General features: G+C 60.3%; 19 protein-coding genes. 3 read left to right on the top strand and 16 right to left on the bottom strand.

Annotated elements, in window-relative coordinates; genetic code table 11:
* Window positions 1-13 precede the first annotated feature (13 nt).
* From trxA to chvI, 12 genes are all read right to left on the bottom strand, one after another.
* Window positions 14-334, bottom strand: a complete 321-nt coding sequence (trxA, locus tag ACI2KA_RS11120; RefSeq protein WP_269347108.1) for a thioredoxin — start codon at window positions 332-334, stop codon at window positions 14-16.
* Window positions 335-411: 77 nt separating this feature from the next.
* Entirely contained in the window at window positions 412-3,972 is a 3,561-nt protein-coding gene (gene addA, locus ACI2KA_RS11115) for a double-strand break repair helicase AddA (RefSeq protein WP_404501953.1), read from the bottom strand.
* A complete protein-coding gene (addB, locus tag ACI2KA_RS11110; RefSeq protein ID WP_404501952.1) occupies window positions 3,962-7,147 on the bottom strand; it encodes a double-strand break repair protein AddB in 3,186 nt (1,061 codons plus the stop codon). The genes addA and addB overlap by 11 nt, the downstream gene beginning before the upstream one ends.
* Window positions 7,144-7,881 (bottom strand): nucleotidyltransferase family protein, encoded by a 738-nt coding sequence (locus ACI2KA_RS11105; protein ID WP_404501951.1) that lies wholly within the window; start codon window positions 7,879-7,881, stop codon window positions 7,144-7,146. Before ACI2KA_RS11105 ends, addB begins: the two co-directional genes overlap by 4 nt.
* Before the next feature lie 16 nt (window positions 7,882-7,897).
* Entirely contained in the window at window positions 7,898-9,409 is a 1,512-nt protein-coding gene (gene tsaE, locus ACI2KA_RS11100) for a tRNA (adenosine(37)-N6)-threonylcarbamoyltransferase complex ATPase subunit type 1 TsaE (RefSeq protein WP_404501950.1), read from the bottom strand.
* A complete protein-coding gene (locus ACI2KA_RS11095; protein WP_404501949.1) occupies window positions 9,406-11,991 on the bottom strand; it encodes an ATP-binding protein in 2,586 nt (861 codons plus the stop codon). The genes tsaE and ACI2KA_RS11095 overlap by 4 nt, the downstream gene beginning before the upstream one ends.
* A 208-nt stretch (window positions 11,992-12,199) precedes the next feature.
* Window positions 12,200-13,600: an adenosylhomocysteinase gene (gene ahcY / locus ACI2KA_RS11090; protein ID WP_404501948.1), complete on the bottom strand. Its 1,401-nt coding sequence runs from the start codon at window positions 13,598-13,600 to the stop codon at window positions 12,200-12,202.
* A gap of 128 nt (window positions 13,601-13,728) precedes the next feature.
* Complete coding sequence (locus ACI2KA_RS11085; RefSeq protein ID WP_004444304.1) at window positions 13,729-14,004, bottom strand: HPr family phosphocarrier protein; 276 nt, start codon at window positions 14,002-14,004, stop codon at window positions 13,729-13,731.
* Between the two features lie 12 nt (window positions 14,005-14,016).
* Window positions 14,017-14,418: a PTS sugar transporter subunit IIA gene (locus ACI2KA_RS11080; RefSeq protein WP_035222011.1), complete on the bottom strand. Its 402-nt coding sequence runs from the start codon at window positions 14,416-14,418 to the stop codon at window positions 14,017-14,019.
* A 119-nt stretch (window positions 14,419-14,537) separates the two neighbouring features.
* On the bottom strand, window positions 14,538-15,008 hold the full coding sequence (locus tag ACI2KA_RS11075) for an HPr kinase/phosphorylase (protein WP_404501947.1): 471 nt from the start codon (window positions 15,006-15,008) through the stop codon (window positions 14,538-14,540).
* Complete coding sequence (gene chvG, locus ACI2KA_RS11070; RefSeq protein WP_065114460.1) at window positions 14,998-16,788, bottom strand: two-component system sensor histidine kinase ChvG; 1,791 nt, start codon at window positions 16,786-16,788, stop codon at window positions 14,998-15,000. The genes ACI2KA_RS11075 and chvG overlap by 11 nt, the downstream gene beginning before the upstream one ends.
* Before the next feature lie 56 nt (window positions 16,789-16,844).
* Window positions 16,845-17,570 (bottom strand): two-component system response regulator ChvI, encoded by a 726-nt coding sequence (gene chvI, locus ACI2KA_RS11065; RefSeq protein WP_404502467.1) that lies wholly within the window; start codon window positions 17,568-17,570, stop codon window positions 16,845-16,847.
* Window positions 17,571-17,909: 339 nt separating this feature from the next.
* On the opposite strand from chvI, the gene ACI2KA_RS11060 reads away from it, so the two are divergent.
* From ACI2KA_RS11060 to lysM, 3 genes are all read left to right on the top strand, one after another.
* Entirely contained in the window at window positions 17,910-19,520 is a 1,611-nt protein-coding gene (locus tag ACI2KA_RS11060) for a phosphoenolpyruvate carboxykinase (RefSeq protein WP_404501945.1), read from the top strand.
* 123 nt (window positions 19,521-19,643) lie between these two features.
* A complete protein-coding gene (gene arfB / locus ACI2KA_RS11055; protein ID WP_404501943.1) occupies window positions 19,644-20,078 on the top strand; it encodes an alternative ribosome rescue aminoacyl-tRNA hydrolase ArfB in 435 nt (144 codons plus the stop codon).
* An 86-nt stretch (window positions 20,079-20,164) separates the two neighbouring features.
* Window positions 20,165-20,614: a peptidoglycan-binding protein LysM gene (lysM, locus tag ACI2KA_RS11050; RefSeq protein ID WP_404501941.1), complete on the top strand. Its 450-nt coding sequence runs from the start codon at window positions 20,165-20,167 to the stop codon at window positions 20,612-20,614.
* Between the two features lie 47 nt (window positions 20,615-20,661).
* Here lysM and coaA read toward each other — a convergent pair whose 3' ends face one another.
* Genes coaA through hisA form a run of 4 tightly spaced genes read right to left on the bottom strand, consistent with a single transcriptional unit; the run spans window position 20,662 to window position 23,515 of the window.
* Window positions 20,662-21,663 (bottom strand): type I pantothenate kinase, encoded by a 1,002-nt coding sequence (gene coaA / locus ACI2KA_RS11045; RefSeq protein WP_404501939.1) that lies wholly within the window; start codon window positions 21,661-21,663, stop codon window positions 20,662-20,664.
* On the bottom strand, window positions 21,660-21,983 hold the full coding sequence (locus ACI2KA_RS11040; protein ID WP_404501938.1) for a phosphoribosyl-ATP diphosphatase: 324 nt from the start codon (window positions 21,981-21,983) through the stop codon (window positions 21,660-21,662). The genes coaA and ACI2KA_RS11040 overlap by 4 nt, the downstream gene beginning before the upstream one ends.
* Window positions 21,984-21,998: 15 nt before the next feature.
* Window positions 21,999-22,775 (bottom strand): imidazole glycerol phosphate synthase subunit HisF, encoded by a 777-nt coding sequence (gene hisF / locus ACI2KA_RS11035; protein WP_404501937.1) that lies wholly within the window; start codon window positions 22,773-22,775, stop codon window positions 21,999-22,001.
* Window positions 22,772-23,515, bottom strand: a complete 744-nt coding sequence (gene hisA, locus ACI2KA_RS11030; protein ID WP_404501935.1) for a 1-(5-phosphoribosyl)-5-[(5-phosphoribosylamino)methylideneamino]imidazole-4-carboxamide isomerase — start codon at window positions 23,513-23,515, stop codon at window positions 22,772-22,774. The genes hisF and hisA overlap by 4 nt, the downstream gene beginning before the upstream one ends.

The raw sequence follows: 23,515 nt of genomic DNA, 5'->3' as shown, positions 1-23,515 counted from the left end.
CATAAGACTGCACTTATGCGGCGCTGGAAATCCAGGCGGAAAGCGCGGTCTTGGGAGCAGCGCCAACCTTGATATCAGCCACTTCGCCGCCCTTGAACATGGCGAGCGTCGGGATCGAGCGAACGCCGAACTGAGCGGCCAGTTCCGGGTTTTCGTCGATGTTGAGCTTCGCAACCTTGACCTTGCCGGCGAGCTCGGAGGAAATTTCCTCAAGGCTCGGTGCGATCATCTTGCACGGACCGCACCATTCGGCCCAGAAATCCACCACGACGGGTTCGGCGGATTCGAGGACTTCGGACTGGAAGTTGGCGGCATCGACTTTTACGGTAGCCATATCTGGCTCTCCTTTCAGCTAAACTTTTCCGCTATCGATGTGATGCGGGCGCGTCGGAATTTCAATGCCCCGGTATCTCACTTTGTCTTTATTGCGGCAAGGGCCTCCGCCATGGCATCGTCGCCAACCCGCACAAAAGCGGCATTTTCGGTATAGATCAGCGCGCAGACAAAATCCTTGCCGGGATAGAGCGGTGCCAGGATTTCACGATAGATGGCAAGCTGCGCGATGTGGGAAAAGGGGATCTCGCGTGCTTCGCGCGGCGGCACGCGGTTCGTCTTGTAGTCGACCAGAATGACCCGATCACCCTCCACCGCCAGCCGGTCGATGCGGCCGGAAACGGCATAGTACTGTCTGCCGATTGTCATCGTGCCCATGATCGATATTTCCGCACGGCTGTTGGCGGAAAAGGCCGGTTGCACTGCCGGTTCAGACAGGACCCGCAAAACCGCCTGTATCAAATGCTCGCGTTCGGCGGCGGGCCAGAAACGGGCTGCTCGCTCGGCATAGCGGCGGGCTGCCTCTTCACGCTCATTTTCCGCAAAATCCGGCAGCGCCTGCAGCATTCGATGCACCAGCCGGCCGTGTTGCAGGGCAAGGCTGGATGCCTCCGCTTTTTCCCCGAACAGCGGCGAACGCACGGCCAGATCATCCGCGCCGTCATCGATGATGGTGCCGGCACCGGAGGGGCTGAGCGGCCTCGGCAGGGAGGGCAGGGGCGGCAAGGGAACGAGAAGCCCCTCCGGAAGAGTACGGTCCTCCTCCTGCTGCTGCGTCTCCGGCGACATTTGCGGGGCGAATGCGGGGCGAGCCTCGGATTTACACCATAAAAGCCCCTGCCACTCCTCGCCATCGGCTGCGAACATTTGTGGTCGGCAATGTTCCTGATCATCCGCAAGCGCCGCCTTGACGATGGCGTGCCAGCATTCGGGATTTTCCTTTTGGCCGCGATAACCGCAGACGACCAGATGATCGGCGGCGCGCGTCATCGCCACGTAAAGCAGCCGGCGATATTCATCCTCCGCAGCCGTCTTCAGCCGCTCTTCATCCGAGCGGATGAGATGGTTGGAAAAGCCGCTGCCGGGCAGCCAGATGGGGAAGGTGTCTTCGCCGGCTTCTATGAAGCGCAGTTTCGGCACATGGCTATGGTTGAAGGCCTTCGAGCCGCCATCAACGACAAAAACCACTGGCGCTTCAAGACCCTTGGAGGCGTGCACGGTCATGATGCGCACTTCGCCGCGATCCTTGTCCTGCTCGCGCTTCACTTCCGGTGAATCGGTCTCCAGAACGGAAAGAAAGGCCTGCAGGCCGGGCAGCCCCGTTCTTTCGTGATCCAGCGCAAAGGACAGGAACTCGTCCAGAACATCGCTCGCCTCGTTGCCGAGCCTTCCGAGAAATTTCTTGCGGCCGTCATGCAATGTCAGAACCGCCGCGAAGAAATCATGCACGGTGGCTGTTTTGGAGAGCGTGATGAATCCTTGCAGCCTGTCGGTTACGATGGAAAGGCGACCGGTTTCTTCCTGCGAAAGGACTTGCAGCCTCTGCCACACGCTCTCCGTCTCGGATCGTGTGGCGGCTATCTCGAAGACATCATCTTCCGTCAGGTTGAAAAGCGGGCTTTTCAGCAGTGCCGCCAGCGAAAGATCATCCTCCGGCAGCACCACGAACCGGCCGAGCGCCAGAAGGTCCTGTACGGCGATATGGTCGGTCAGGCGAAGGCGGTCGGCGCCTGCAACGGGAATATTCTTGCGCCGTTTCAGCTCACGGGTCAGCGCATTGACGAAGGCATGGCGTTTTCTCACCAGAACCAGAATGTCGCCCGGCTCGACGGTGCGTTCCACGCCCTTTTCGATGATGGTCTCACGTCCGATCATGTCGGCGATGCGCGCTGCGATGCGGCGCGCGATGATGGTGGCCGGCGCACTTTCCCGCAGCGCATCGAAAGGTGCCGTCCAATCTTCCTCGTCTTCTGTGGTTTCCGGCGCCACCATGTCCCAGACTTCCACCGTGCCGGCATGTCCGGCGCGGTTGGAGCGGTGTTCCACCGGCTCGTTGTCGGCGCTAAGACCGCTGGCATTTTGCGGGATCGAAAAGACCTGGTCGACGGCGGCCAGTACATCCTCCGTCGAACGGAAGGAGAGCGGTAGGCGAATACGGTGAAAGGCCTGCTCCACCGAATCAACGCGCCTTTTGGTCTCGTCACGCTCCTGCGAGAAGCGTTCCGGCCGCGCGCCCTGGAAGGAATAGATCGACTGTTTTTCATCGCCCACGGCAAATAGCGTGCGCCGTCCCATGCGGGCGCTTTCGCCGGTAAAGAAGTCCGCCGCCAGCGACTGGATGATCGACCATTGCACCGGGCTGGTATCCTGCGCCTCGTCGACCAGAATATGGTCGATGCCCTGATCGAGCTTGTAATGCACCCAGGCGCCAGCCGTGTCGCGATTGAGGAGATTGGCGGCGCGTTCGATCAAATCCTCGAAATCGAGCTGGCTTCGCTGTTTTTTCAGATCCTCGAAATCGCCGATCAGCCTCTTGGCAAGAACAAGGGCACATTTGGTCGCCGCCAGCATCCGCACCAGACGATACCGATTGCGGCAGGCAACGACATGGTCGCGGGAAAGCGTCAGCGCATCGACAAGATCGGGGGCGGATTTCTGCATAGCCTTGTTGATGATATAGGCATCCGACTTCTTTTCGCCCTTGGCCGTCAGCAAGGCAGCTTCGATGAATTCCATCCGCCGTACCGGGTCCGGCTGGCGTCTTGCTTCCCTCAGCGCATAAGCCACGTCCACGACACGCGATCCGCCCACCTCATCGGCAAGGGTGAGATAGGTATCGAGCGCAAGCCCCGAGAGGCCGGGCAGGGGCCAGAATGCGGCTGCGGCCGTTTCCTCGGTTTCACCCGGGTCAATCTGCATTGCCTGCCGAAGACGGGCATCGATGCCGCCCGATTGATTTGCCGCAAGCAGAAAAGCACGCAGGCCGCTGCGATTGGCGACGATGGCGGAAAGCAGCGCTTCCAGCCCGCTTTCGTCCGCGCGATCGAGTACGTAGGCGAGCGCCTGTGCCAGTTCCGCATCGCCTTCCGTGGAAACCGCCATCAGAAGAGAGCGGCGCGCTTCGGCCAGCAGCGTGGTGGCGGCGCGATCATCGAGAACGGAAAAATGACCGGCGACATTGGCCTCCAGCGGGAACTGGTGCAGCAAAGCCTCGCAGAACGCATGAATGGTCTGGATTTTCAGCCCGCCCGGCGTCTCCAGCGCCTTGGCGAACAACCTGCGCGCTTCCGCGAGCTTGATGCGATCCGGTATTTTGCCTTCGATGGCGGTGATGCGGTCCTTGAGATCGGAATCCGGCAAAGTAGCCCATTCCGCCAGCCGGTCGAAGACACGGCTCGACATTTCGGATGCCGCCGCCTTGGTGTAGGTGAGGCACAAAATCGCCGACGGGCGGCATCCGGCCAGTAGCAGGCGGATGACACGCTGGGTCAGCACATGGGTCTTGCCCGAGCCCGCATTGGCCGACACCCAGGCGGAACTGGCGGGATCGGAGGCAAGCCGCTGTCGGGCGCTGGTCCAGTCGATCCAGCTCTCAGGCGTATCGGCGGCGGGGCCGGCGTCGAAGGGGTCAATCGTCATCGCCGTCTCCCGGTTCTGCCGTCGACCATTCCGAAACACGGGCGAGGTGATCATATTCCCCGCCATAGGATTGCTGCTCTTCCGGCACCAGCCGCGAGGCAAAGCCGTTTTCGCCCTCACGTAGCGAGCGGACGAACCTGGCGAGCTGGTCGATCGATTCGGTCGCCAGTTCCATGGCCGATTTTGGCGGTCTCTTGCCGCTTCGGCTGGAATGTTCGTTATTGACCTGATCGGCAAAAAAACGCTCCCCCGGCCGAAGGCGGACGTAGATGAGGTTTTCCGGCACGGGTGATCCGGCTTCGCGGAACGCGCCTCGCATCAGTGCCGCCGCTTCCAGCGCAAGCTGCGGGTCGAGCAGGGCGCGCGCCTGATTGACAGATGGTGCAAGCCCGGTCTTGTAGTCGATGATATCCGCCTGACCGTTGGTCTTGATGTCGATGCGGTCGGCGACGCCGGTCAGCCTTATGCCCGCCTCGGCGATTTCCTGCCCGGCGCGCGCCTCGAAAAAGCTGTGGCGGATGGCTGGATGGCGGTCCTTCTCCCAGTCGATGAAGGCGCGCGCTACCGCCGCAAAACGTGGTCGCCAGATGACATCCACATGCGGCGGCAGGTTTTCCGCATCGAAACAGTCATCCAGAATGCGCTGCATGGCCTCAAGCGAGGCCGGCGTGCCGGGAATGTGACCCTCACGGGAATAACGCTCGATAATCGTGTGATAGAGCGTGCCGCGGTCGGCGGCGTTCGGGTCGCGGTTGAACGGATCGAGCGGATCGAGTTTCAGGATGCGCCGCGCGTAGATCGAATAGGGATCGCGCCGCAGCCGTCCCACCTCGCTGAAGGAATAACGGGTCGGCTGCAGATCGGCCGGCGGTTTTGGGGCAGGGCGCTTGGCCGCTTCCTGCTCGATGCTTTCATCGATCAGGCCGGCCCAATGCCGATAGGTCTCGCCGCGTTTCCTGAGTTCGCCGGCAAAATCCTCCCCGCCGAGAGCCAGCAGCCGTTGCAGCCAGCGGGAGGCGACGGCGGGGGTGGAGCCCTGTCTCAGCGCCCGGGTGTAGAAGATATGCCTTGTGCCGTTCGCCATTTCGAAGTCATGAGCCAGCTGCCCGATACGCCGTTCCGGCGGCTCCAGCCCGATGGCGGTTTTCATTGTGCGGGACAGGAACGGATTATTGGCTGTCTGACCCGGCCAGAGCCCCTCATTGAGACCGCCGATGACGACGGTGTCGACGCTTAGCAGCCGCGCTTCGAGTGCGCCGAAGATGAAAATGCGCGGATGGCGCATGGACCGTGGCTTGATGGATTCCCCGGCCACCAGCGCTGCGAATATATCCGCCCATTGCGGCCCGTCCGCGTCGAGGATCTCACCGCTTTCCATCAATTCGCCGAACAGGCCGGAAAGCGTATCGCCGGCTTCCCCTGACCATAATGCGGCCAGATCGTTGCTGTCATCCGCACAGATGGCTTCGATCACGCGGCCGGTCCGCTCTGCCCAATCGGAAAGCGGCAATTTATCGGTAAAGGCCCGGCCCGACCGGTCGCGACGGACGAAGGCGGAGCCGAGCGGCTCGGTCGCCGCGGCAATCCGCCGTGCCAGATCACGTGCGGTTTCGACGCTTCCCTCCGGCAGCGCCACCCGCCAGGCGGGGGGGTGCCGGTCGTCGCGTTGCGCCAGGAGCTGTGCATCGAGAACCGCTTCCAGATTGCCGATTTCGGTTTCAACGCGGCCGCCGCGCAGCGCGATCAGCTCCAGCGCTTTTGAGGCTTTTGCGAAAGCGTCCCCGCAAAGCCCGAAACGGGCGAGCGGGTGTTTCAGAAGCGAAATGATCGGCACCGGGTCTCCGGGCCTGAGGATTGCCTCCAGTGCCAGTTGGGTCAAGCCGGCCTGCGGCGTGGCGGAAAGTGGCGTACCGGCCGAATCGTCGGCCTCGATGCCAAAGCGCTGCAACTCCGTCGCCACCCGCCGCGCCAGTCCCCGATCGGGCGTTATCAAGGCGGCTTGGGATGGTCGCCCCGTGCCCGGCGCCTCCAGCGCCAGCCTGAGCGCGACCGCGATGGCGGTTGCCTCTTCGCGCTCGTTGGCTGCTTCAATCAACGTGGCTGTCGCGAATGCCGCGTCGAAGAAGCCTGGATCCCTGTCTTCGCGCCAGCGGTTCCAGTCGCTGGTAGATTTGGCCGGCGCCAGTGCTGCCGAAAACATGGCTGCACGTTTTTCGAGGTCGTTATCGATGGTGCCGATCTGATCCACGTCGTCGCGCAGGATGCCGAGCTTTTGCAGCAGCATGTAAAGCCCGTATTGCGAATGGGTACGGCTCGAAGGATCGGTTGGGTCTTCTGCAATCGCCTGCCATTGCTCCTCGGGCATGGAAAGATCGAGGCCTGGAAGCACGACGGTGCCTTGCGGCAGCGCGGCGACGGCAGCGATGAGATCGGCGGCGGCCGGAATGGAGCCCGTGGAGCCAGCCACGATGATCGGCCCCGTATCCGGCAATTTGGCGAGCCGGTTCGCTTCCGCCCGCAGGATGGCGTTGCGATGCCGGCCGGCCGAGGAACGGTTGAGTTCGGCAAGCCGCGCCGGCCAGAAGACGCTGGCTATCTTCAGGAAATCCGCCGTCAGCTGCCACCATTGGGCGTGGTCGCCGGTATCGAGATGCTGAAGCGCCTCCCAGTCCTTTTCTTCGGTATCCATCGCGTCGATGACCTCGCCGAGCGCACGCGCCAACCAGATGGCGTCGGCGGGGCTTGCGGGGGCGACAAGCGGTGAATCCGAATGGATCGCCCGGATGGCGTCCGGCAGGCTGTTGCGCCAGGCGAGGATGAGGCGCGCCAGTTCGATCAGCCGGCCGGTGCCGGAAATCGGCGGCGCGAGGTCCATGATCTCGGGATTTTCGATATCGAAAAAGCCACTATCGTCATCCGTTTCGCCCAAGGGCCGGATCAACGGCAGAATGGCGGATCGACCGCCCAGAAGATCAACGAATTCGGAGCGCAGCACGCGGGCCGAGCGCCGCGTCGGCACGTAGATCGTGACCTTGGCCAGTGAAAGCGGATCGGCAGGGTCGTATCTATAGCCGGCTGTCAGTCTCCCGTCGCACAGCGTTTCCGCGAGCGTTTTAAGGAACGGTGTTCCCGCAGCGATCGTCAGGACGCGCTTTGCGTGGGGGATGCGTGTCATGCAGAGCGTTTTTCCCTGAATTGCCGGATGATGCGTTCCGCGTCTTCTATGGCGTCCGGCGTGCCGACAGTGATCCAGTGGCCATCCAGCGTCAGTCCGAAAAGCCGCTCTCTTTCTATGGCGCGGTCGAAATAGATATTCAGGTTGAAGGCATCCGCCGGCGCATCGTCAAGCAGGCGCGAATCCATGGCGATGGCGCCGGCATAAACCACCGGATTTGGATCATCGTCGCGATAACGCGCCAGTTTGCCGTCCAAGGCAAGGTTGAAATCTTTCTTGCCGTTATGGCCTGTGGTGCTATCCATATCGACACACAGCAGTGCCATATCCATGCGGACAGGATTGAAGAATTGCGCAAGCTTGCGCAGATTGCTGACCGCATTCAGCTGCTCGCCGATCCAGAAAAGATCGGCATTCATGACGAAGACCGGGCCGGGCTCCAGAAGCTTGAGACCTTTTGCGAGCCCGCCGCCGGAATTCATCAGTTGCGGCCGCTCATCTGAGATCAGGATTTCCGCATCGGTGCGGTGTCCGAGGTGGGCGATCATCTGTTCGGCATGGTGATGCACATTGACGACGATCGTTTCGGCTCCGGCTTCGACTAGAGCGTCAAGCGCGTAGTCGATCATCGGCTTGCCGGCGATCCGGACGAGCGGCTTCGGGATCGTATCCGTGATCGGGCGCATCCGCGTGCCGAGCCCGGCGGCCAGCACCATCGCGTTTTTGATCGTCATCGTGGTCAACCGTCTTTTAGTCGTTAAATTCCATGCCCATGCGGACGCACCAGTCCCGAAGAGGCACAAGTTCCGGATGCGAAAACGCGGCGGTGAGATAGCGGAACGTCCTCGGCATATGTTTCATATAACCGGGTTTTCGATCCCGTTCCAACAACCGCACCCAGATGCCGGCAAGCTTGCAGTTTCGCTGCGCAGACATAATGGCGAAAGCCTTGAGAAAAGCAGCCTCATCGAAAGAAGGCGTATTTCTTCTGCTCTCAAGATAATGCAGAAGCAGGCGTGCTTGCAGTACGGGTTCGATGGTAACCCGGGCATCCTGCACGATGGAAGCCAGATCATAGGCAGTCGGGCCGATCATCGCGTCCTGAAAATCGATCAGGCCGACCTGTCGGATGCCGCTGTTCTGCGGCTGCCATATCAGATTGGGCGAATGAAAATCGCGCAGCACAAGCCCCGTTTCGCAGCCGGCAAGCGAATCGATCAGACCGTCCCATAAGGCGTTATAGTCGTTCTTTTCGCTGTCGGTGAGCGGCTTGCCGCGCTTGTGCGGTAGGTACCACTCCACCAGCAGGGAAACTTCGATTTTCATCGCCTGCCGATCAAACGGGGGAACCTCATAGGTGCTGCCGTCACTTACCGGCAGCAGCGCGGGCCGCGGGGTTTCATGAAGGGCGGCAAGACAGGCCACGCTTTGCAGATAACGGTCCTCCATCGGCGTCCCGTCAGACGCCAGCACCCCTTCCTGCCCGAGGTTTTCTAGCAGGAGAATGCCCTGGTCGGTATCGGCCGCCAGAATCTCCGGTGCGCAGAAGCCGCAATGTCGCAGATAATCGCCGATCGCCACGAAGGAGCGGGCATCCTGGGCAAGATGGGCGATTTCCGCATAGGTCTTGCCGTCGGCAACAATCGCACCTCTCATGGGGCGTCGCCAGTCCATCAGGATAAGGTCGGGACCGTCGGTCGAAATGGTTTCATAGGCGCGTGTGGAAGCATCGCCGCTCAAAAAGCGGCGGACCGCGTCGCCCCGGCCATTTTGTGCCAGGAACTTGCGGATGCCGAAAACACGGTCGAGCCGCGCCTTCTGTTGGGCGGGGGCCTCCATCACCGCCACGCGACCTTCCCCCGAATGCGTCAGCCGCAGTTTTATGGTCTGGGCCGGCGGCAAAATATCTGCGGCGATTTCGGGCCATTCAATGAGGCAGACGCCATCTTCCAGCAACTCGTCGATACCGAGCTCATCCAGTTCCGAAACATCCGAAAGCCGGTAAAGATCGAGGTGGGCAACCGGAATGCGCGCGGCATAGGTCTGGATGATGGTGAAGGTGGGGCTCGGAACTTCGAGATCCGGCTGGCCCGCCATTGCGCGGATGAAGGCGCGGGCAAGTGTGGATTTGCCGGCGCCGAGATCACCGATCAGCGCCAGACAATCGCCGGGCTTCAAGGCCAGCGCGAGGTCTTCACCCAGCCTGATGGTGTCCTCTTCTCCTGCCAGCGAAATGGTGATCGGCAAGACGTCTTCGCTCATTCTGCGGCGATGGAATGCGGTCGGGTGCCGGATGGGATGCGGCAGGTGACGATGGTGCCGTTGCCGGGCCGGCTGTCGATGCTGACGGTGCCGTGATGGAGGCTGACGAAGCTTTCGACGATGGAAAGGCCAAGCCCCGCACCGGTCCGCCGGCCGCCATTGCCGCGCGTCGCGAAACGGTCGAACACCGTCTTCAGCATGTCTTCGGGAATACCCGGTCCCTTGTCCGCCACCGAGAAGACGAAATCCCCCTCGCTGCGCTGGCAGGAGAGCTCAACAGAAGACCCTTCCGGCGCGAAATTGATCGCATTGGTCAGCAGCTTGATGAGGATCTGCTTCAGGCGCTGGTGATCTGCCACCAGGCTGCCGAGATGGGCCGGCGCGACGATCTCGAGTGAGATGCCGCTTTCCTGCAACCGGTCGGCGATCTGCACGGAAACGTCCTCGAGCAATTCGTTCAGATCGTGATCCGAATAATTCAGCTGCATGATGCCGGCATCGACGGTCGCGAGATCGAGAATATCGTTGACGATGGTCAGAAGAACCGAGGACGAGGTGGAAATATGATCGAGATATTCCGCCTGCCGTTCCGTCAACTGGCCGATGCCGGGCGTTTTCAGAAGGTCGGTGAAACCGATGATATTCGTCAGCGGCGAGCGCAGCTCGTAGGAAACATGCTGGACGAAGTCATTCTTCAATTCATCGGCCTTGAGGAGGGCGTCGTTCTTTTCCTTGAGCGCCCGCTCTGCCCGCACGCTGTCGGTCATGTTGACGAATGTCAGCATGGTCTGCGCATCCGGCAGCGGAATGATCGCATAGTCGAGCACAAGGCCTGAAAGCAGCTCAAGCGTGCCCTGCCGTGACGGCCGTTCGTCATCGAAGCTGGTGATGAACTGGCTGAAGGAGCGCCAGCCATCCGGCCTGTCATAGGATTGCGCGCAGGCGGTTTCGATGGCGCGGATATGCGTGCCGGTTTCCGCCTGCCCGGCGGTCACGCCCCAGAGCGCCCGGAATGCCGGATTGGAGAGGCGAATGCGGCCATCGGCACCGAACACGGCGACACCTTCGGCCAGATGGTCGATGGTTTCGCCCTGCACCTTTACCAAGGTGTTGTAGCGCATCTGCAGGTCGACCTGCTCGGTCAGGTTCTCGAAAACCCATGTCGCGCCGCCCTGCGGATGGGCGGTTGCGATCACGCGCAACGTCTGCCCGTTCGGCAGGTGCCATAGGTCCGTCTTTGTATCGAGCGAACGGTAGACGGAAAGCGCCGTTTCCTTCCAGTTTTTCCAGTTCAGCTGTTCCGGCAATTTGCCGGCAGTGCGCAGCCTGTCCAGAAGCTCGGAATTGTCCGGCCCGGATTCGAGGAAAACGAGGTCGAGGCCCCAGAGAGTCGCAAAAGCCTGATTATAGAATTGCAGCCGCTGCCGGCCGTCGAAAATGGCGACGGGCGTCGCCAGGTGATCGAGCGTCTCGGCATGGCTCTTCAGCACCCGCTTGAGTTCCTCGCGGATGGTTTCGGCCTCGGTGGCATCGATGGCGATGCCGGCGGACCCACCCGCCGTCTTGATGTCGACGACGTCGAAGAAGGTGCGGTTTCCGGAAACGACTGTCGAGATACGATCGTGATAGGGCGATTCCGGTGTCGCGGATGCGCGTATCTTCTGCCGGGTGACGGTGTTCAGAAGTTCGCGTTTTTCCTGGACGGCCTGCTCGGCATCGCGTGCATCCACCGCCTGCGCATAGGCGTGGTTGACCCAGATGAGGTCGCCTTCGCCGTTGCGCCGCCACACGGGCTGCTCGATGGAATCCAGAAGCTCCTGAAATGTCGAGACGGAAGCGATCAGGCGCTCGCGCTCCACCTGCAATTCGGCCAGTTCGGCACGCAGATTGTTGAGCGCGATGAAACGCGCAAAGGCGTTGCCCCCGGAAACCCGGCCCTGGACCTCGATGACTTCGCCGCGTTGCGTCTCGATGGTCAGATCGAAACTCTGTGCGTGGCTGCGCAGCTTTTCGATCGATTTTTCAAGCTGGCCCGCGGAAGAGGGTTTCAACCAGCGACCAAAGGCCAGAAAATCCTGATCCGCCTGCGGCGCGCCTGTCTCGGCCGGCAATTGCCCGAGAAATTCCGGCCGCTTGTCCGCGCCGTCCCAGATGACGATGCGACGGCTTTTATCGGAAATCAGCGCCTCGTATTTCGCCATCCTGTGGTGGGACTGGGCAAGCGCCTGGCGGTACTCGCTGCTCTCGGCCTCGATATTTCCGCGCTGACGTACCAGCCAGACGACGGAAAACAGTGTTGCCGAAAGCATGCCGACGAAAAGCGAATAGGTGATGGTTTCGCCGGAGGAGAACAGCCGCGCCCCGGTCTTTGCAACAAGGCCGTCCTGGGCCAGCGCGACATTTGCCGAACCGGCAAGGATCGTACCCGACATCAGCACGGGAAGCCGTGAAAAGCCCGTCCGGACCGCGCAGATCGCCAGCCGGCAACGCGCCAGAGCCTGCGCGCTCAATGTCACGCCAGCCTGCGTGTTTTCAACGCGTTGAACCGTCTGCTCGCGCAGATCCGAATTGTGAACCGTCATCCCCGGTCTGTCTCCGTCCTATGTGCCGCATCTTCGACAAGACATCCCATTTCGTCCCCGCCGCCCTTTGGCGTGTCCGAATCAAGTCTGATGACAATACCGCCTTCATAAATCTGCGGAAAGAGAGCGCGCAAAAAAGATGCCGTAGGCTTTGTCAAGCGCACGGCATCTAGATATTGTGTAATTTCAGTGGATATTAACTATGAAATTAATATCTGTAGTGTTCCGCCTTGAACGGACCCTGCTTTGAAACGCCGATATAATCTGCCTGGACATCGGAGAGTTCAGTCAGGCGCACACCAAGCTTCTCGAGATGAAGGCGCGCGACCTTCTCGTCGAGGTGCTTCGGCAGTACGTAAACATCGTTCTTGTATTCGCCCTGCTTGGTGAAGAGCTCGATCTGGCCCAGCACCTGGTTGGTGAAGGAGGCCGACATGACGAAGGAGGGGTGGCCGGTGGCGTTGCCGAGGTTCAAGAGGCGGCCTTCCGAGAGCAGGATGATGCGGTTGCCCTTCGGGAACTCGATCATGTCGACCTGCGGCTTGATGTTCGTCCACTTGAGGTTACGCAGCGAAGCGACCTGAATTTCATTGTCGAAATGACCGATATTGCCGACGATGGCCATGTCCTTCATCTCGCGCATGTGCTCGATGCGGATCACGTCCTTGTTGCCGGTGGTGGTGATGAAGATATCGGCGGAGGAAATGACGTCCTCCAGGCGAACGACCTCGAAACCGTCCATGGCCGCCTGAAGCGCGCAGATCGGATCGATTTCGGTGACCTTCACGCGGGCGCCGGCGCCCTGCAGCGAAGCGGCCGAACCCTTGCCCACGTCGCCGTAACCGCAGACGACGGCGACCTTGCCGGCCATCATCACGTCGGTTGCGCGGCGGATGCCGTCGACCAGCGATTCCTTGCAGCCGTATTTGTTGTCGAACTTGGACTTGGTGACGCTGTCATTGACGTTGATCGCCGGGAAGGGCAGCAGGCCCTTCTTGCTGAGGTCGTAAAGACGGTGAACGCCGGTCGTGGTTTCTTCGGTGACACCCTTCAGCGCGTCGCGCTGCTTGGTGAACCAGCCGGGCGAAGCCTTGAGGCGCTTGTTGATCTGCGCGAAGAGGATTTCCTCTTCTTCAGAGCCGGGATTGGAAAGCACATCCTCGCCGGCTTCGGCGCGTGCGCCAAGCAGGATGTACATGGTGGCGTCGCCGCCATCGTCTAGGATCATGTTGGAGAGACCGCCATCGGTCCACTGGAAAATCTTGTCGGTATATTCCCAATATTCCGTCAGGCTTTCACCCTTGACGGCGAAAACCGGAATGCCGGCCGCCGCGATGGCCGCCGCGGCATGGTCCTGGGTCGAAAAGATATTGCAGGAGGCCCAGCGAACATCTGCGCCGAGTTCTTTCAGCGTCTCGATCAGAACGCCGGTCTGGATCGTCATGTGAAGCGAACCGGAAATGCGGGCACCCTTCAGCGGCTTGCTTTCGCCGAACTCCTTGCGGCAGGACATCAGGCCCGGCATTTCGGTTTCGGCGATGTCCAGTTCCTTGCGGCCGAATGCGGCAAGGTTGATATCGGCGACGATGTAGTCCTTCTCAAGGCTCATGAGGTTCTCCAGATCAGAAACGCCGTGCCTTGCGGCCCGGCTTTTAAACGTAGCAGCGGTTTAGCAGGCCGCGAACGATCTGGCAATAATGATATAAAGAAGTCTTTATGTCTTTATATGGCGCCGTTTCAGGCTTCTTCGCCGAAGCGGTCGGCGACCAGCGCCTCCAGCGCGGCCAGCGCTTCTTCCGCCTGGTTGCCGCTAGCCTCGACATAGACGCTGCATCCCGGGCTTGCTGCCAGCATCATCAAACCCATGATCGAGGTGCCGCCAACGGTCATGCCGTCCTTGGAAACCGTGATTGTCGCGTCGAACCCCTCGACCATCTGCACGAATTTCGCTGATGCCCGGGCATGAAGACCGCGCTTGTTGATGATCGGCAATTCCCGGGAGAGAGGCGACATGGGGCTGACTTCTTATTTGCCGCTCAAAACGCGGCTGGCGACGTTGATATATTTGCGGCCGGCATCGGATGCATCCTGAAGGGCCTTGTCCATATTGTCTTCGCTGCGAACACCGGCGAGTTTGATCAGCATGGGAAGATTGACCCCGGCGATGACTTCGACATTGCCGTTATTCATGACGGAAATTGCGAGATTGGAGGGCGTGCCGCCGAACATGTCCGTCAGGATGATGACGCCATTGCCGTCATTGGCGCGCGTAACGGCGTCGATGATATCCTGCCGGCGTTGATCCATGTCGTCTTCGGGACCGATACAGACCGTCTCGATCAATTTCTGGGGACCGACGACATGCTCCAGCGCATGGCGAAATTCCTCAGCCAGCTTGCCATGGGTGACAAGCACTAGTCCGATCATGAAATGCTCCCTTGCACACGCACTCTCATTGCCGACTATCGCAACGCGGCAATCCTGTCCATCGGTGGGATTTCATCTTGATGAGGAAAATGCGAATCGCAAGCCTAAAATCGCCCGAATCATCGGGACTTCACATTCGTTTTAAAAAGATTCTGAGCAAGTGCAGCAAATTTTCCATAGGGCGCAAGACTGGAAAGCGGAATGCGCAGAAGCGGAAGTTGCCCGCCGCAGGGCGGCGAAAACACCTCGTCATCTTCGGGAAGTCTTGGATTTGTCCCTGAAAGAACTGTCGTGACGGCAAAATCTAGTGGAGCGCAGGCAACGCTTTTTATGGAAACAATGCCGCTGCCGCGCAATTCCAGCAGGCCGGCGATCGTTTCCGGTCGCTCGGCAATGATCGTTTCGCCGTCGCGATACACGAAAATCTGATCGTCCGCGATCAGCGCCGCCGGCAATCCACACCGTTCGGCTTCCGTCAGAAAGCTGAAGGCAAGTTCGCTTTTGCCGCTGCCGGAGGGTCCGGTGAAGAGAATGCCGGTATTGTCCACGACGATTGCGGTGGCATGCAGGTTGAAGCGTTCAGCGTTCATGGGTTTCGGCCGCCGGCAGCGACAGGGTGAAGCGCGCGCCGGAAATCACGCCGTATTTGTCGACGACATTTTCCGCCCTCAGGCTGCCGCCATGGGCTTCTGCGATCTGGCGGCTGATGGAAAGACCAAGTCCGGAATTCTGGCCGAAGCCTTCGCTTGCCGGTCGGTCGGTGTAAAACCGTTCGAAGATCCGGTCGATGTCTTCCGCCTGAATGCCGGGTCCGTTGTCTTCCACCTGCACGAGGCAGCGATCCTTGTGGCGTGACAGGCGCACGGTGATGCGGCCGCTTTCCTCCGACACGAAAGAACGGGCATTCTCGATCAGATTGGTGACGATCTGGCTGAGGCGAAGATCGTGGCCATTCACCACGAAGGAGGTCTTGCTTCCCGCCTTGCGGTCCACCGTATAATCGATCGTCACACTCTTTTTCTTGGTGCCGATCTGGCGGGATATATCGACCAGCCCCTTCATCAGCACATCAAGATCGACAGGAGAGGCATCGGCGCGCGCCAGTTCCGCGTCGAGCCGCGACGCATCCGAAATATCGCTGATCAGCCGGTCGAGGCGGCGCACGTCGTGGAAGATGATTTCGGTCAGCCGCTGTTTCGACTCGTCGGTCTTGGCGCGCGGCAGGGTTTCCACGGCGCTGCGCAGCGAGGTCAGCGGGTTCTTGAGTTCGTGGCTGACATCGGCGGCGAAGCTTTCGATGGCATCGATGCGGTCGTAGAGCGCCGTCGTCATTTCACGCAGCGCAATCGAAAGATTGCCGATTTCATCCTGGCGCGCCGAAAAGTCCGGTATCTCCTCGCGGGTTCTCGCCCCGCGGCGCACGCGGATAGCGGCGGCGGACAACCGCCGCAGCGGCGTGGCGATGGTCGAGGACAAAAGCAGCGACAGTACGATATTGACCAGCGTGGCGATGCCGAACACGCGCATGATGGCGAGCCGTTCCGCATGCACGATCTTGTCGATATCGCCGGCCTGCGTGGAGAGCAGCAGAACACCCAGCACCGCCCGGAAGCGCTGTACCGGCACGGCGACCGAAACGATCAGCTCGCCTTTTTCGGTCACGCGCACCACCGCGCCGCGCACGCCGGTCAGCGCATTCATCACTTCCGGATAGATCGAGCCGTCGCCGCCCGGCGCTTCCTTGTATTGCGGCAGGCTGCTCGGCTGCAGCATGCGGTTGAACATGCTGGTGAACCAGTCGCCCCAGGTCTGGGTTTCCGGCGTCACCGGCGGCAGATCGAAGCGTAGAACCTGCCCGCGCGAATAAAGATGCCGCGAATCGAGCAGGAGGTTGGCGTCGGCATCGAACAGCCGCGCGCGGGTGCGCGTCGGCGAAATCAGCCGCCGCAGCACCGGCGCCACCCGTTCCGGGTTGATCGGGAAGCTCAAGTCCTCGTCATTGGGAGCGGGCGTGATGCTCTGCCCCGCCTGCAATTCGAGAAGTTTTTCCGGGTTGATGGTGATCGAATTGGTGTCGACCGAGGCGGATGCGGAAATTGCGCCGGCGATGATTTCACCCTGCGTCAGAAGGCTTTCCACCCGCGCATCGATCAGCCCCTCGCGGAACTGGTTGAGATAAAGAATGCCGCCGACCAGAACGACCGTTGCCGCGACATTGAAGAAAAGAATGCGGCGGGTGAGGCTGGAAAACACCGCATTGCCGAAAATGCGCCGGATGATCGTCAAAGGATGGATACGATGGCGGCGTTCGCTGCCGCGTTCTTCGGCATCGTCGCTATCCGAGACGGTTTCCGGCGTTTTCTTCAGCACGTATTCAAGTCCTCGCCACCACTCTTGGGGTGGTCTCTTCCGATTTGCGCGCCGATTCAGGCCGCTTCGCGGAAGCGATATCCTACGCCATAAAGCGTTTCAATCATATCGAAGTCGCCATCGACCAGTTTGAACTTCTTGCGAAGCCGCTTGATATGGCTGTCGATGGTGCGGTCGTCCACGTAGACCTGCTCGTCATAAGCGGCATCCATCAGCGCGTCGCGGCTTTTCACCACGCCAGGCCGCTGCGCCAGCGAATGCAGGATGAGGAATTCGGTGACGGTGAGCGTGACCGGCTCGCCCTTCCAGGTGCAGGTATGCCGCTCCTGGTCCATGGCCAGCTGCCCGCGTTCCAGCGTGCGCGCCTGCTGGTCGGCCGTCGGCTTCAGCGTGCCGCCGGCAGCGGGCGAGGCGTCGCGGCTGCTGGCGCGGCGCAGGATCGCCTTGACGCGTTCCACCAGAAGACGCTGCGAGAAGGGTTTGGTGATGAAGTCGTCGGCGCCCATCTTCAGGCCGAACAATTCGTCGATCTCTTCATCCTTGGAGGTAAGGAAGATCACCGGCAGATCCGACTTCTGGCGGAGGCGCCGCAAAAGCTCCATGCCGTCCATGCGTGGCATCTTTATATCGAAAATGGCGAGCTGCGGCGGACGGGCGATCAACCCGTCAAGCGCGGAGGCGCCGTCCGTATACGTTTCGACCCGATAGCCTTCGGCTTCAAGCGCGATCGATACCGAAGTGAGGATATTCCGGTCATCGTCGACAAGCGCGATCGTCTGCATGTAGTTGGTCTCCATCGTCATTTTCTCGTAACTCCCGACATTCACCCAGCCAAGGTTGTGCGCCGTGAGCCACTCTCTTGAGTATAAAGGTGGAACAAATTGTGGCAAAGGAAAACTCGCACCAAATCGGAGGGCGCGCGACGAGGGGATTTCGTAAAAACGCCGGAGCTGGATTTTAATGCGTCTTCAACCGATTTAAAAAGAAATAAAATCTTTTAAATCGATTAATATATTGAAATCACTAAGTTTTTTAAAGTTTGGCTCTTGCGTTTCCAAAAGCCGCCACGTATTTTCCGTGAAAATTTCAACAGCCTTATCGTCATTAACAAGGAACGCGTCATGAACGAGCTTGGGGTTCATAATCCTGCCAATGGAGTTGCGGAACTCGGACTGGGTGAGGCTTCCCGCGTCTTTTATAACCTCAACGAGAGCGAATTATACGAAGAGGCAATCCGCAACGGCGAGGCCGAACTGACCATCGATGGTGCATTGCGCGCCGTCACCGGCCAGCATACGGGCCGTTCGCCGAAGGATAAATTCGTCGTTCGCGACGCCTCCACCGAAGACAATATCTGGTGGGACAACAACAAGCCGCTGTCGCCGGAAAATTTCGAGCTGCTGCGCCAGGACATGCTGGCCCATGCCGCCGGCAGGACGCTTTACGTGCAGGACCTGATCGGCGGCGCCGATGAGGAAAATGCGCTGCCCACCCGCGTCGTTACCGAGCTCGCCTGGCATTCTTTGTTCATCCGCAACCTGCTGATCCGGCCGAAGCGGGAAAAGCTGGCGGGCTTCAAGCAGAAGCTCACCATCATCAACCTGCCGAGCTTCAAGGCCGATCCGGCCCGTCACGGCGTGCGTTCGGAAACCGTCATCGCCTGCGATCTGACGAATGGCCTCGTTCTCATCGGCGGCACGTCCTATGCCGGTGAAAACAAGAAGTCGGTCTTCACGGTGCTGAACTACCTGCTGCCGGCCAAGGGTGTGATGCCGATGCATTGCTCGGCCAATGTCGGTCCTGAAGGCGATTCCGCCGTGTTCTTCGGCCTTTCCGGCACCGGCAAGACCACGCTGTCGGCCGATCCGTCGCGCACGCTGATCGGCGATGACGAACATGGCTGGGGCGAACACGGCATCTTCAATTTCGAAGGCGGCTGCTATGCCAAGGCCATCAAGCTTTCGTCCGAGGCCGAGCCGGAAATTTACGCTGCGACCAATCGTTTCGGCACGGTTCTCGAAAACGTCGTGCTGGACGAAAACCGCGTTCCGGATTTCAACGACAATTCGCTGACGGAAAACACCCGTAGCGCCTATCCGCTGCACTTCATTCCGAATGCATCGGAAACGGGCATTGCCGGCCATCCGAAAACCATCATCATGCTGACGGCGGATGCCTTCGGCGTGCTGCCGCCGATCGCCCGGCTGACGCCGGAACAGGCCATGTACCACTTCCTCTCCGGTTACACCGCAAAGGTTGCCGGCACGGAAAAGGGCGTGACCGAGCCGGAAGCCACCTTCTCCACCTGCTTCGGCGCACCCTTCATGCCGCGCCACCCGGCGGAATACGGCAACCTGCTGCGTGAGCTGATCGGCAAGCACGGCGTCGATTGCTGGCTGGTCAACACCGGCTGGACCGGCGGCGCCTACGGCATCGGCAAGCGCATGCCCATCAAGGCGACACGCGCGCTTCTAACGGCTGCGCTGACCGGCGAGCTGAAGGATGCACAATTCCGCACCGATGCGAATTTCGGTTTCGCCGTGCCGCTGTCGCTTGATGGCGTCGACAGCGCGATCCTCGATCCACGTTCGACCTGGGCCGATGGCGCGGCTTACGACGCGCAGGCGAAGAAGCTGGTGTCGATGTTCGTCACGAACTTCACCAAGTTCGAAGATCACGTCGACAGCAAGGTTCGCGACGCAGCCCCGGGCCTTCTGCTCGCTGCAGAATAATAAAGCCTCATTTGTGAGGAGGAGGGAGCCCGGCCTTGTGCCGGGTTTCTTTTGCCGGGCTCTTCCTTTGGTCACTGTTTTCATTTCGCGCGTTCTGTGGCATCACCGGCGCGGAGAAAGATCATGGCCAGCGACCCGCTTTACATCAGCAACCGTATCACCATTGCCGGCTGGGAGCTGACGGAGCAATTCGTGCTGGCAGGCGGACCGGGCGGGCAGAACGTCAACAAGGTCTCGACGGCTGTTCAGCTGTTTTTCGACATTGCCAATTCTCCCTCCCTCTCGGATCGGGTGAAGGTCAATGCCATCCGGCTTGGCGGTCGGCGCGTTTCGAAAGATGGTGTGCTGATGATCGAGGCCAGCCGGTTTCGAAGTCAGGAGCGCAATCGCGAGGATGCGCGCGAGCGGCTGAAGGAACTGATCCTGGAAGCCGCCGCCCCGCCGCCGCCGGTGCGCAAGGCCACCAAACCCACCAAGGGTTCAGTCGAGCGCCGCCTCAAGGCAAAGTCCGGCCGTTCCGATATCAAGAAAATGCGTGGCAAGCCCTCGGGCGATTAGCTCCCGACGTGGCGACGAATGTTTCGCCCTTGTCATGGAGCTTCAAATATCGTCTGGTAAGCCTCCCTACAACCAAGGAGGGTGCTATGGGTCTGTTCAATTTCATCAAGGAAGCTGGAAAAAAGCTTGGCATCGGCGGCGATGACGCGCCGGATGTCGACGCGGTCAAGAAGGAACTCGCTTCCCACGATCTCGGCACGGACAAGGTTCAGGTCGAGGTGGTGGACGACAAGGTCGTTCTGAAGGGCGACGTGGCCGATCAGTCGGTTTTCGAAAAGGCGGTCATCGCGGTCGGCAATACGCTCGGCATTTCCAAGGTCGAGGCCGGCGAGTTGAAAGTGGCCGAAGCGCCGGCGAAGGAACCCGTCTTCTACACGGTCAAGAAGGGCGACAATCTCTGGAAGATCGCGGAAGCGCAATATGGCAAGGCCAATGGTGCGAAGAACAACATCATCTTCGAAGCCAACAAGCCGATGCTGACCCATCCCGACAAGATTTATCCCGGCCAGGTTCTGCGCATTCCCGATCTTGCGTAATAACGGACTTCACCGGTTTGATGGGACGCCGCTTTGCGCGGCGTCTCTTACAATTTGCGAAGCGCCACCGTGTCGATCAGGTGGTTTTTGCCCTTGCGCAGAATAAGATCGGCACGCGGGCGTGTCGGCACGATGTTCTGGCGTAGGTTCTTCAGGTTGATGTTCTGCCAGAGGCCTTCGGCAATGCTGAGCGCCGCTTCTTCACTGATCGATGCATAACGGTTGAAGAATGAATTCGGGTCGCGGAAGGCGGTCTGTCTCAGATTCATGAACCGGTTCACATACCAGTTGTGAATGAAGTCCTCGTCGGCATCGATATAGATCGAGAAATCGAAGAAGTCGGAAACGATCGGCACGATGCGCCCGCCGGCCGGCAGGTCACGGGATTGCAGCACGTTGATGCCTTCGAAGATCAGGATGTCAGGCTGGTCGATGACGGTGAATTCGTTTGGCAGCACGTCATAGGTCAAGTGCGAATAGCGCGGCGCCTTGACATTCGGCTGGCCCGCCTTGATCGCCGACAGGAAACGTAAGAGTGCGCCGATATCGTAGCTTTCCGGAAAGCCCTTGCGCTCCATCAGGTTTTCACGCCGCAATATCTCGTTCGGATAGAGAAATCCGTCGGTGGTGATGAGATCGACCTTCGGGCTGGAAGGCCAGCGGGCCAGAAGCTCCTTCAGGATACGCGCCGTCGTCGATTTCCCGACCGCCACGGAGCCGGCAATACCGATGACGAAGGGCGTCTTGTTGACATCCGCCATGTTGAGGAAGCGGTTGCGCTGTTCGAACAGCAGCTGCGACGCCTCCACATGGGAAGACAGAAGGCGCGACAGCGACAGATAGATGCGCCGTACTTCGTCCAGATCGATCGGGTCGTCCAGCGATCGCAGCCGTTTGACCTCGTCGGCGGAAAGCGTCAGCGGCGTGTCGGCGCGAAACTTCGCCCATTCTTCCGAGCTGAAGAAGTGGTAAGGCGAATATTCATCCGGTCGGAAATGATCGAGTGTGCCTGGCATGCCTCTCTCCCCGCTGCCTGCCGTGACATTCATGATGTCGGCCTCGCCGCCTTTTCCGCAAGGCCGGTTTGCCCGGTCCGGCGCTCCAGCTCGGCAAAAACGTCGCTCAAGGGAATATTGGCGATCTTCAGCACCACCAGCAGATGGTAAAGCAGGTCGGCGGCCTCGTTCTTCAGCCCGTCACGGTCTTTCGCGATGGCTGCGATGACGGTTTCCACCGCCTCTTCGCCGAGTTTTTTCGCTGCACGTTCCTGGCCCGCCGCAACCAGCTTGGCCGTCCAGGATTTATCAGGCGAGGCAGCGGCGCGTGTCGCGACGATGCGTTCCAGATCGGAAAGGGAAAATGCGCTCATGGGAAGTTCCTGCAATCAGTCGAGACGCATGGCGATGCCATGCTCGGCCATGTAGCTCTTGGCTTGCCCGATCGAATAGGTGCCGAAGTGGAAGATGGAAGCGGCCAGCACCGCAGTCGCGTGACCGTCGCGAACGCCTGCCACCAGATCGTCCAGCGTGCCGACGCCACCGGACGCGATCACGGGTACGCGAACCTGATCGGCAATGCTGCGCGTCAGGCCGATATCGTAACCGCTCTTGGTCCCGTCGCGATCCATCGAGGTGACAAGCAATTCGCCCGCACCTCGTTCGACCATCCTGATGGCGAATTCCACGGCGTCGATGCCGGTTGGCTGGCGTCCGCCATGGGTGAAGATTTCCCAGCGGCCTTCCTCCCCGTCCTTCGAAACGCGCTTGGCATCGATGGAAACGACAATGCACTGGTTGCCGAACTTGTCGGCTGCCTGCGCCACGAAATCCGGATCCTTGACGGCTGCGGAATTGATCGAGACCTTGTCGGCGCCGCACAGGAGCAGCTTGCGGATGTCCGCGACGCTGCGAACCCCGCCGCCGACGGTCAGCGGCATGAAGCAATGGTCAGCGGTGCGCGAGACGACGTCGAAGATCGTGTCGCGATTGTCCGAGGAGGCGGTGATGTCGAGGAAGCAGAGTTCGTCCGCACCCGCCGCATCATAGGCTTTTGCCGCTTCGACGGGATCGCCGGCATCGATCAGGTCGACGAAGTTCACACCCTTGACGACGCGGCCGTCCTTCACATCGAGGCAGGGAATAACGCGGGCTTTGAGGGTCATGCGTTTACCTCCTTGGCGGCCTTGATGAGGGCAAGCGCCTCGGCGGGGTCGATGCGGCCGTCATAAAGCGCACGGCCCGAAATCGCGCCCTCGAGCTTGGCGGCATCCGGCTGCAGCATGCGCTTGATGTCGTCGATGGAGGCAAGGCCGCCTGAGGCTATGACCGGGATGGAAACGGCGTCGGCCAGTTCCAGCGTCGAGGCCCAGTTGATGCCGGCCAGGATGCCATCACGATCGATGTCAGTATAGATGATGGCGGCGACGCCGGCACCTTCGAAACGTTTGGCCAGTTCGATGACGCCGAGTGCGGACGCTTCCGCCCAGCCTTCCACGGCAACTTTGCCGCCCTTGGCGTCGATGCCGACGGCGACCTGGCCGGGAAAACGCTTGCAGGCCTCGATGACCAGAACCGGATCGCGTACCGCGACCGTGCCGAGAATGACACGGGCAAGCCCGCGGCTCAGCCAGGCCTCGATATGATCGAGCGTGCGAATGCCGCCGCCCAGTTGCACCGGGTTTTTCGTGGCTTTGAGAATGGCATCGACCGCTGCGCCATTGACCGTCTCTCCGGCAAAAGCGCCGTTGAGATCGACCACATGCAGCCATTCAAACCCCTGATCCTCGAAGGCCTTCGCTTGGGCGCCGGGATCGGTATTATAGACGGTGGCCTGGTCCATATCGCCGAGTTTCAGGCGAACGCACTCACCGTCTTTGAGATCGATTGCGGGAAAAAGAATCAT

It is taken from the genome of Agrobacterium sp. NPDC089420 (assembly GCF_044900305.1).
Classification (GTDB): domain Bacteria; phylum Pseudomonadota; class Alphaproteobacteria; order Rhizobiales; family Rhizobiaceae; genus Agrobacterium.
The sequence above is the reverse complement of the archived record's forward strand: the minus strand, read 5'-3'. Positions and strand labels throughout refer to the sequence as shown.

What these genes read in the sequence shown, in the direction of transcription:
- ACI2KA_RS11105 (WP_404501951.1), bottom strand. Translation starts at nt 7,881, where the DNA reads ATGACGATCAAAAACGCGATGGTGCTGGCCGCCGGGCTCGGCACGCGG.
- hisA (WP_404501935.1), bottom strand. Translation starts at nt 23,515, where the DNA reads ATGATTCTTTTTCCCGCAATCGATCTCAAAGACGGTGAGTGCGTTCGC.
- hisF (WP_404501937.1), bottom strand. Translation starts at nt 22,775, where the DNA reads ATGACCCTCAAAGCCCGCGTTATTCCCTGCCTCGATGTGAAGGACGGC.
- addA (WP_404501953.1), bottom strand. Translation starts at nt 3,972, where the DNA reads ATGACGATTGACCCCTTCGACGCCGGCCCCGCCGCCGATACGCCTGAG.
- ACI2KA_RS11085 (WP_004444304.1), bottom strand. Translation starts at nt 14,004, where the DNA reads ATGTCGCCTCTCTCCCGGGAATTGCCGATCATCAACAAGCGCGGTCTT.
- lysM (WP_404501941.1), top strand. Translation starts at nt 20,165, where the DNA reads ATGGGTCTGTTCAATTTCATCAAGGAAGCTGGAAAAAAGCTTGGCATC.
- ACI2KA_RS11095 (WP_404501949.1), bottom strand. Translation starts at nt 11,991, where the DNA reads ATGACGGTTCACAATTCGGATCTGCGCGAGCAGACGGTTCAACGCGTT.
- chvI (WP_404502467.1), bottom strand. Translation starts at nt 17,570, where the DNA reads ATGCAGACGATCGCGCTTGTCGACGATGACCGGAATATCCTCACTTCG.
- arfB (WP_404501943.1), top strand. Translation starts at nt 19,644, where the DNA reads ATGGCCAGCGACCCGCTTTACATCAGCAACCGTATCACCATTGCCGGC.
- ACI2KA_RS11040 (WP_404501938.1), bottom strand. Translation starts at nt 21,983, where the DNA reads ATGAGCGCATTTTCCCTTTCCGATCTGGAACGCATCGTCGCGACACGC.
- addB (WP_404501952.1), bottom strand. Translation starts at nt 7,147, where the DNA reads ATGACACGCATCCCCCACGCAAAGCGCGTCCTGACGATCGCTGCGGGA.
- ACI2KA_RS11075 (WP_404501947.1), bottom strand. Translation starts at nt 15,008, where the DNA reads ATGAACGCTGAACGCTTCAACCTGCATGCCACCGCAATCGTCGTGGAC.
- trxA (WP_269347108.1), bottom strand. Translation starts at nt 334, where the DNA reads ATGGCTACCGTAAAAGTCGATGCCGCCAACTTCCAGTCCGAAGTCCTC.
- ACI2KA_RS11080 (WP_035222011.1), bottom strand. Translation starts at nt 14,418, where the DNA reads ATGATCGGACTAGTGCTTGTCACCCATGGCAAGCTGGCTGAGGAATTT.
- ahcY (WP_404501948.1), bottom strand. Translation starts at nt 13,600, where the DNA reads ATGAGCCTTGAGAAGGACTACATCGTCGCCGATATCAACCTTGCCGCA.
- coaA (WP_404501939.1), bottom strand. Translation starts at nt 21,663, where the DNA reads ATGAATGTCACGGCAGGCAGCGGGGAGAGAGGCATGCCAGGCACACTC.
- tsaE (WP_404501950.1), bottom strand. Translation starts at nt 9,409, where the DNA reads ATGAGCGAAGACGTCTTGCCGATCACCATTTCGCTGGCAGGAGAAGAG.
- ACI2KA_RS11060 (WP_404501945.1), top strand. Translation starts at nt 17,910, where the DNA reads ATGAACGAGCTTGGGGTTCATAATCCTGCCAATGGAGTTGCGGAACTC.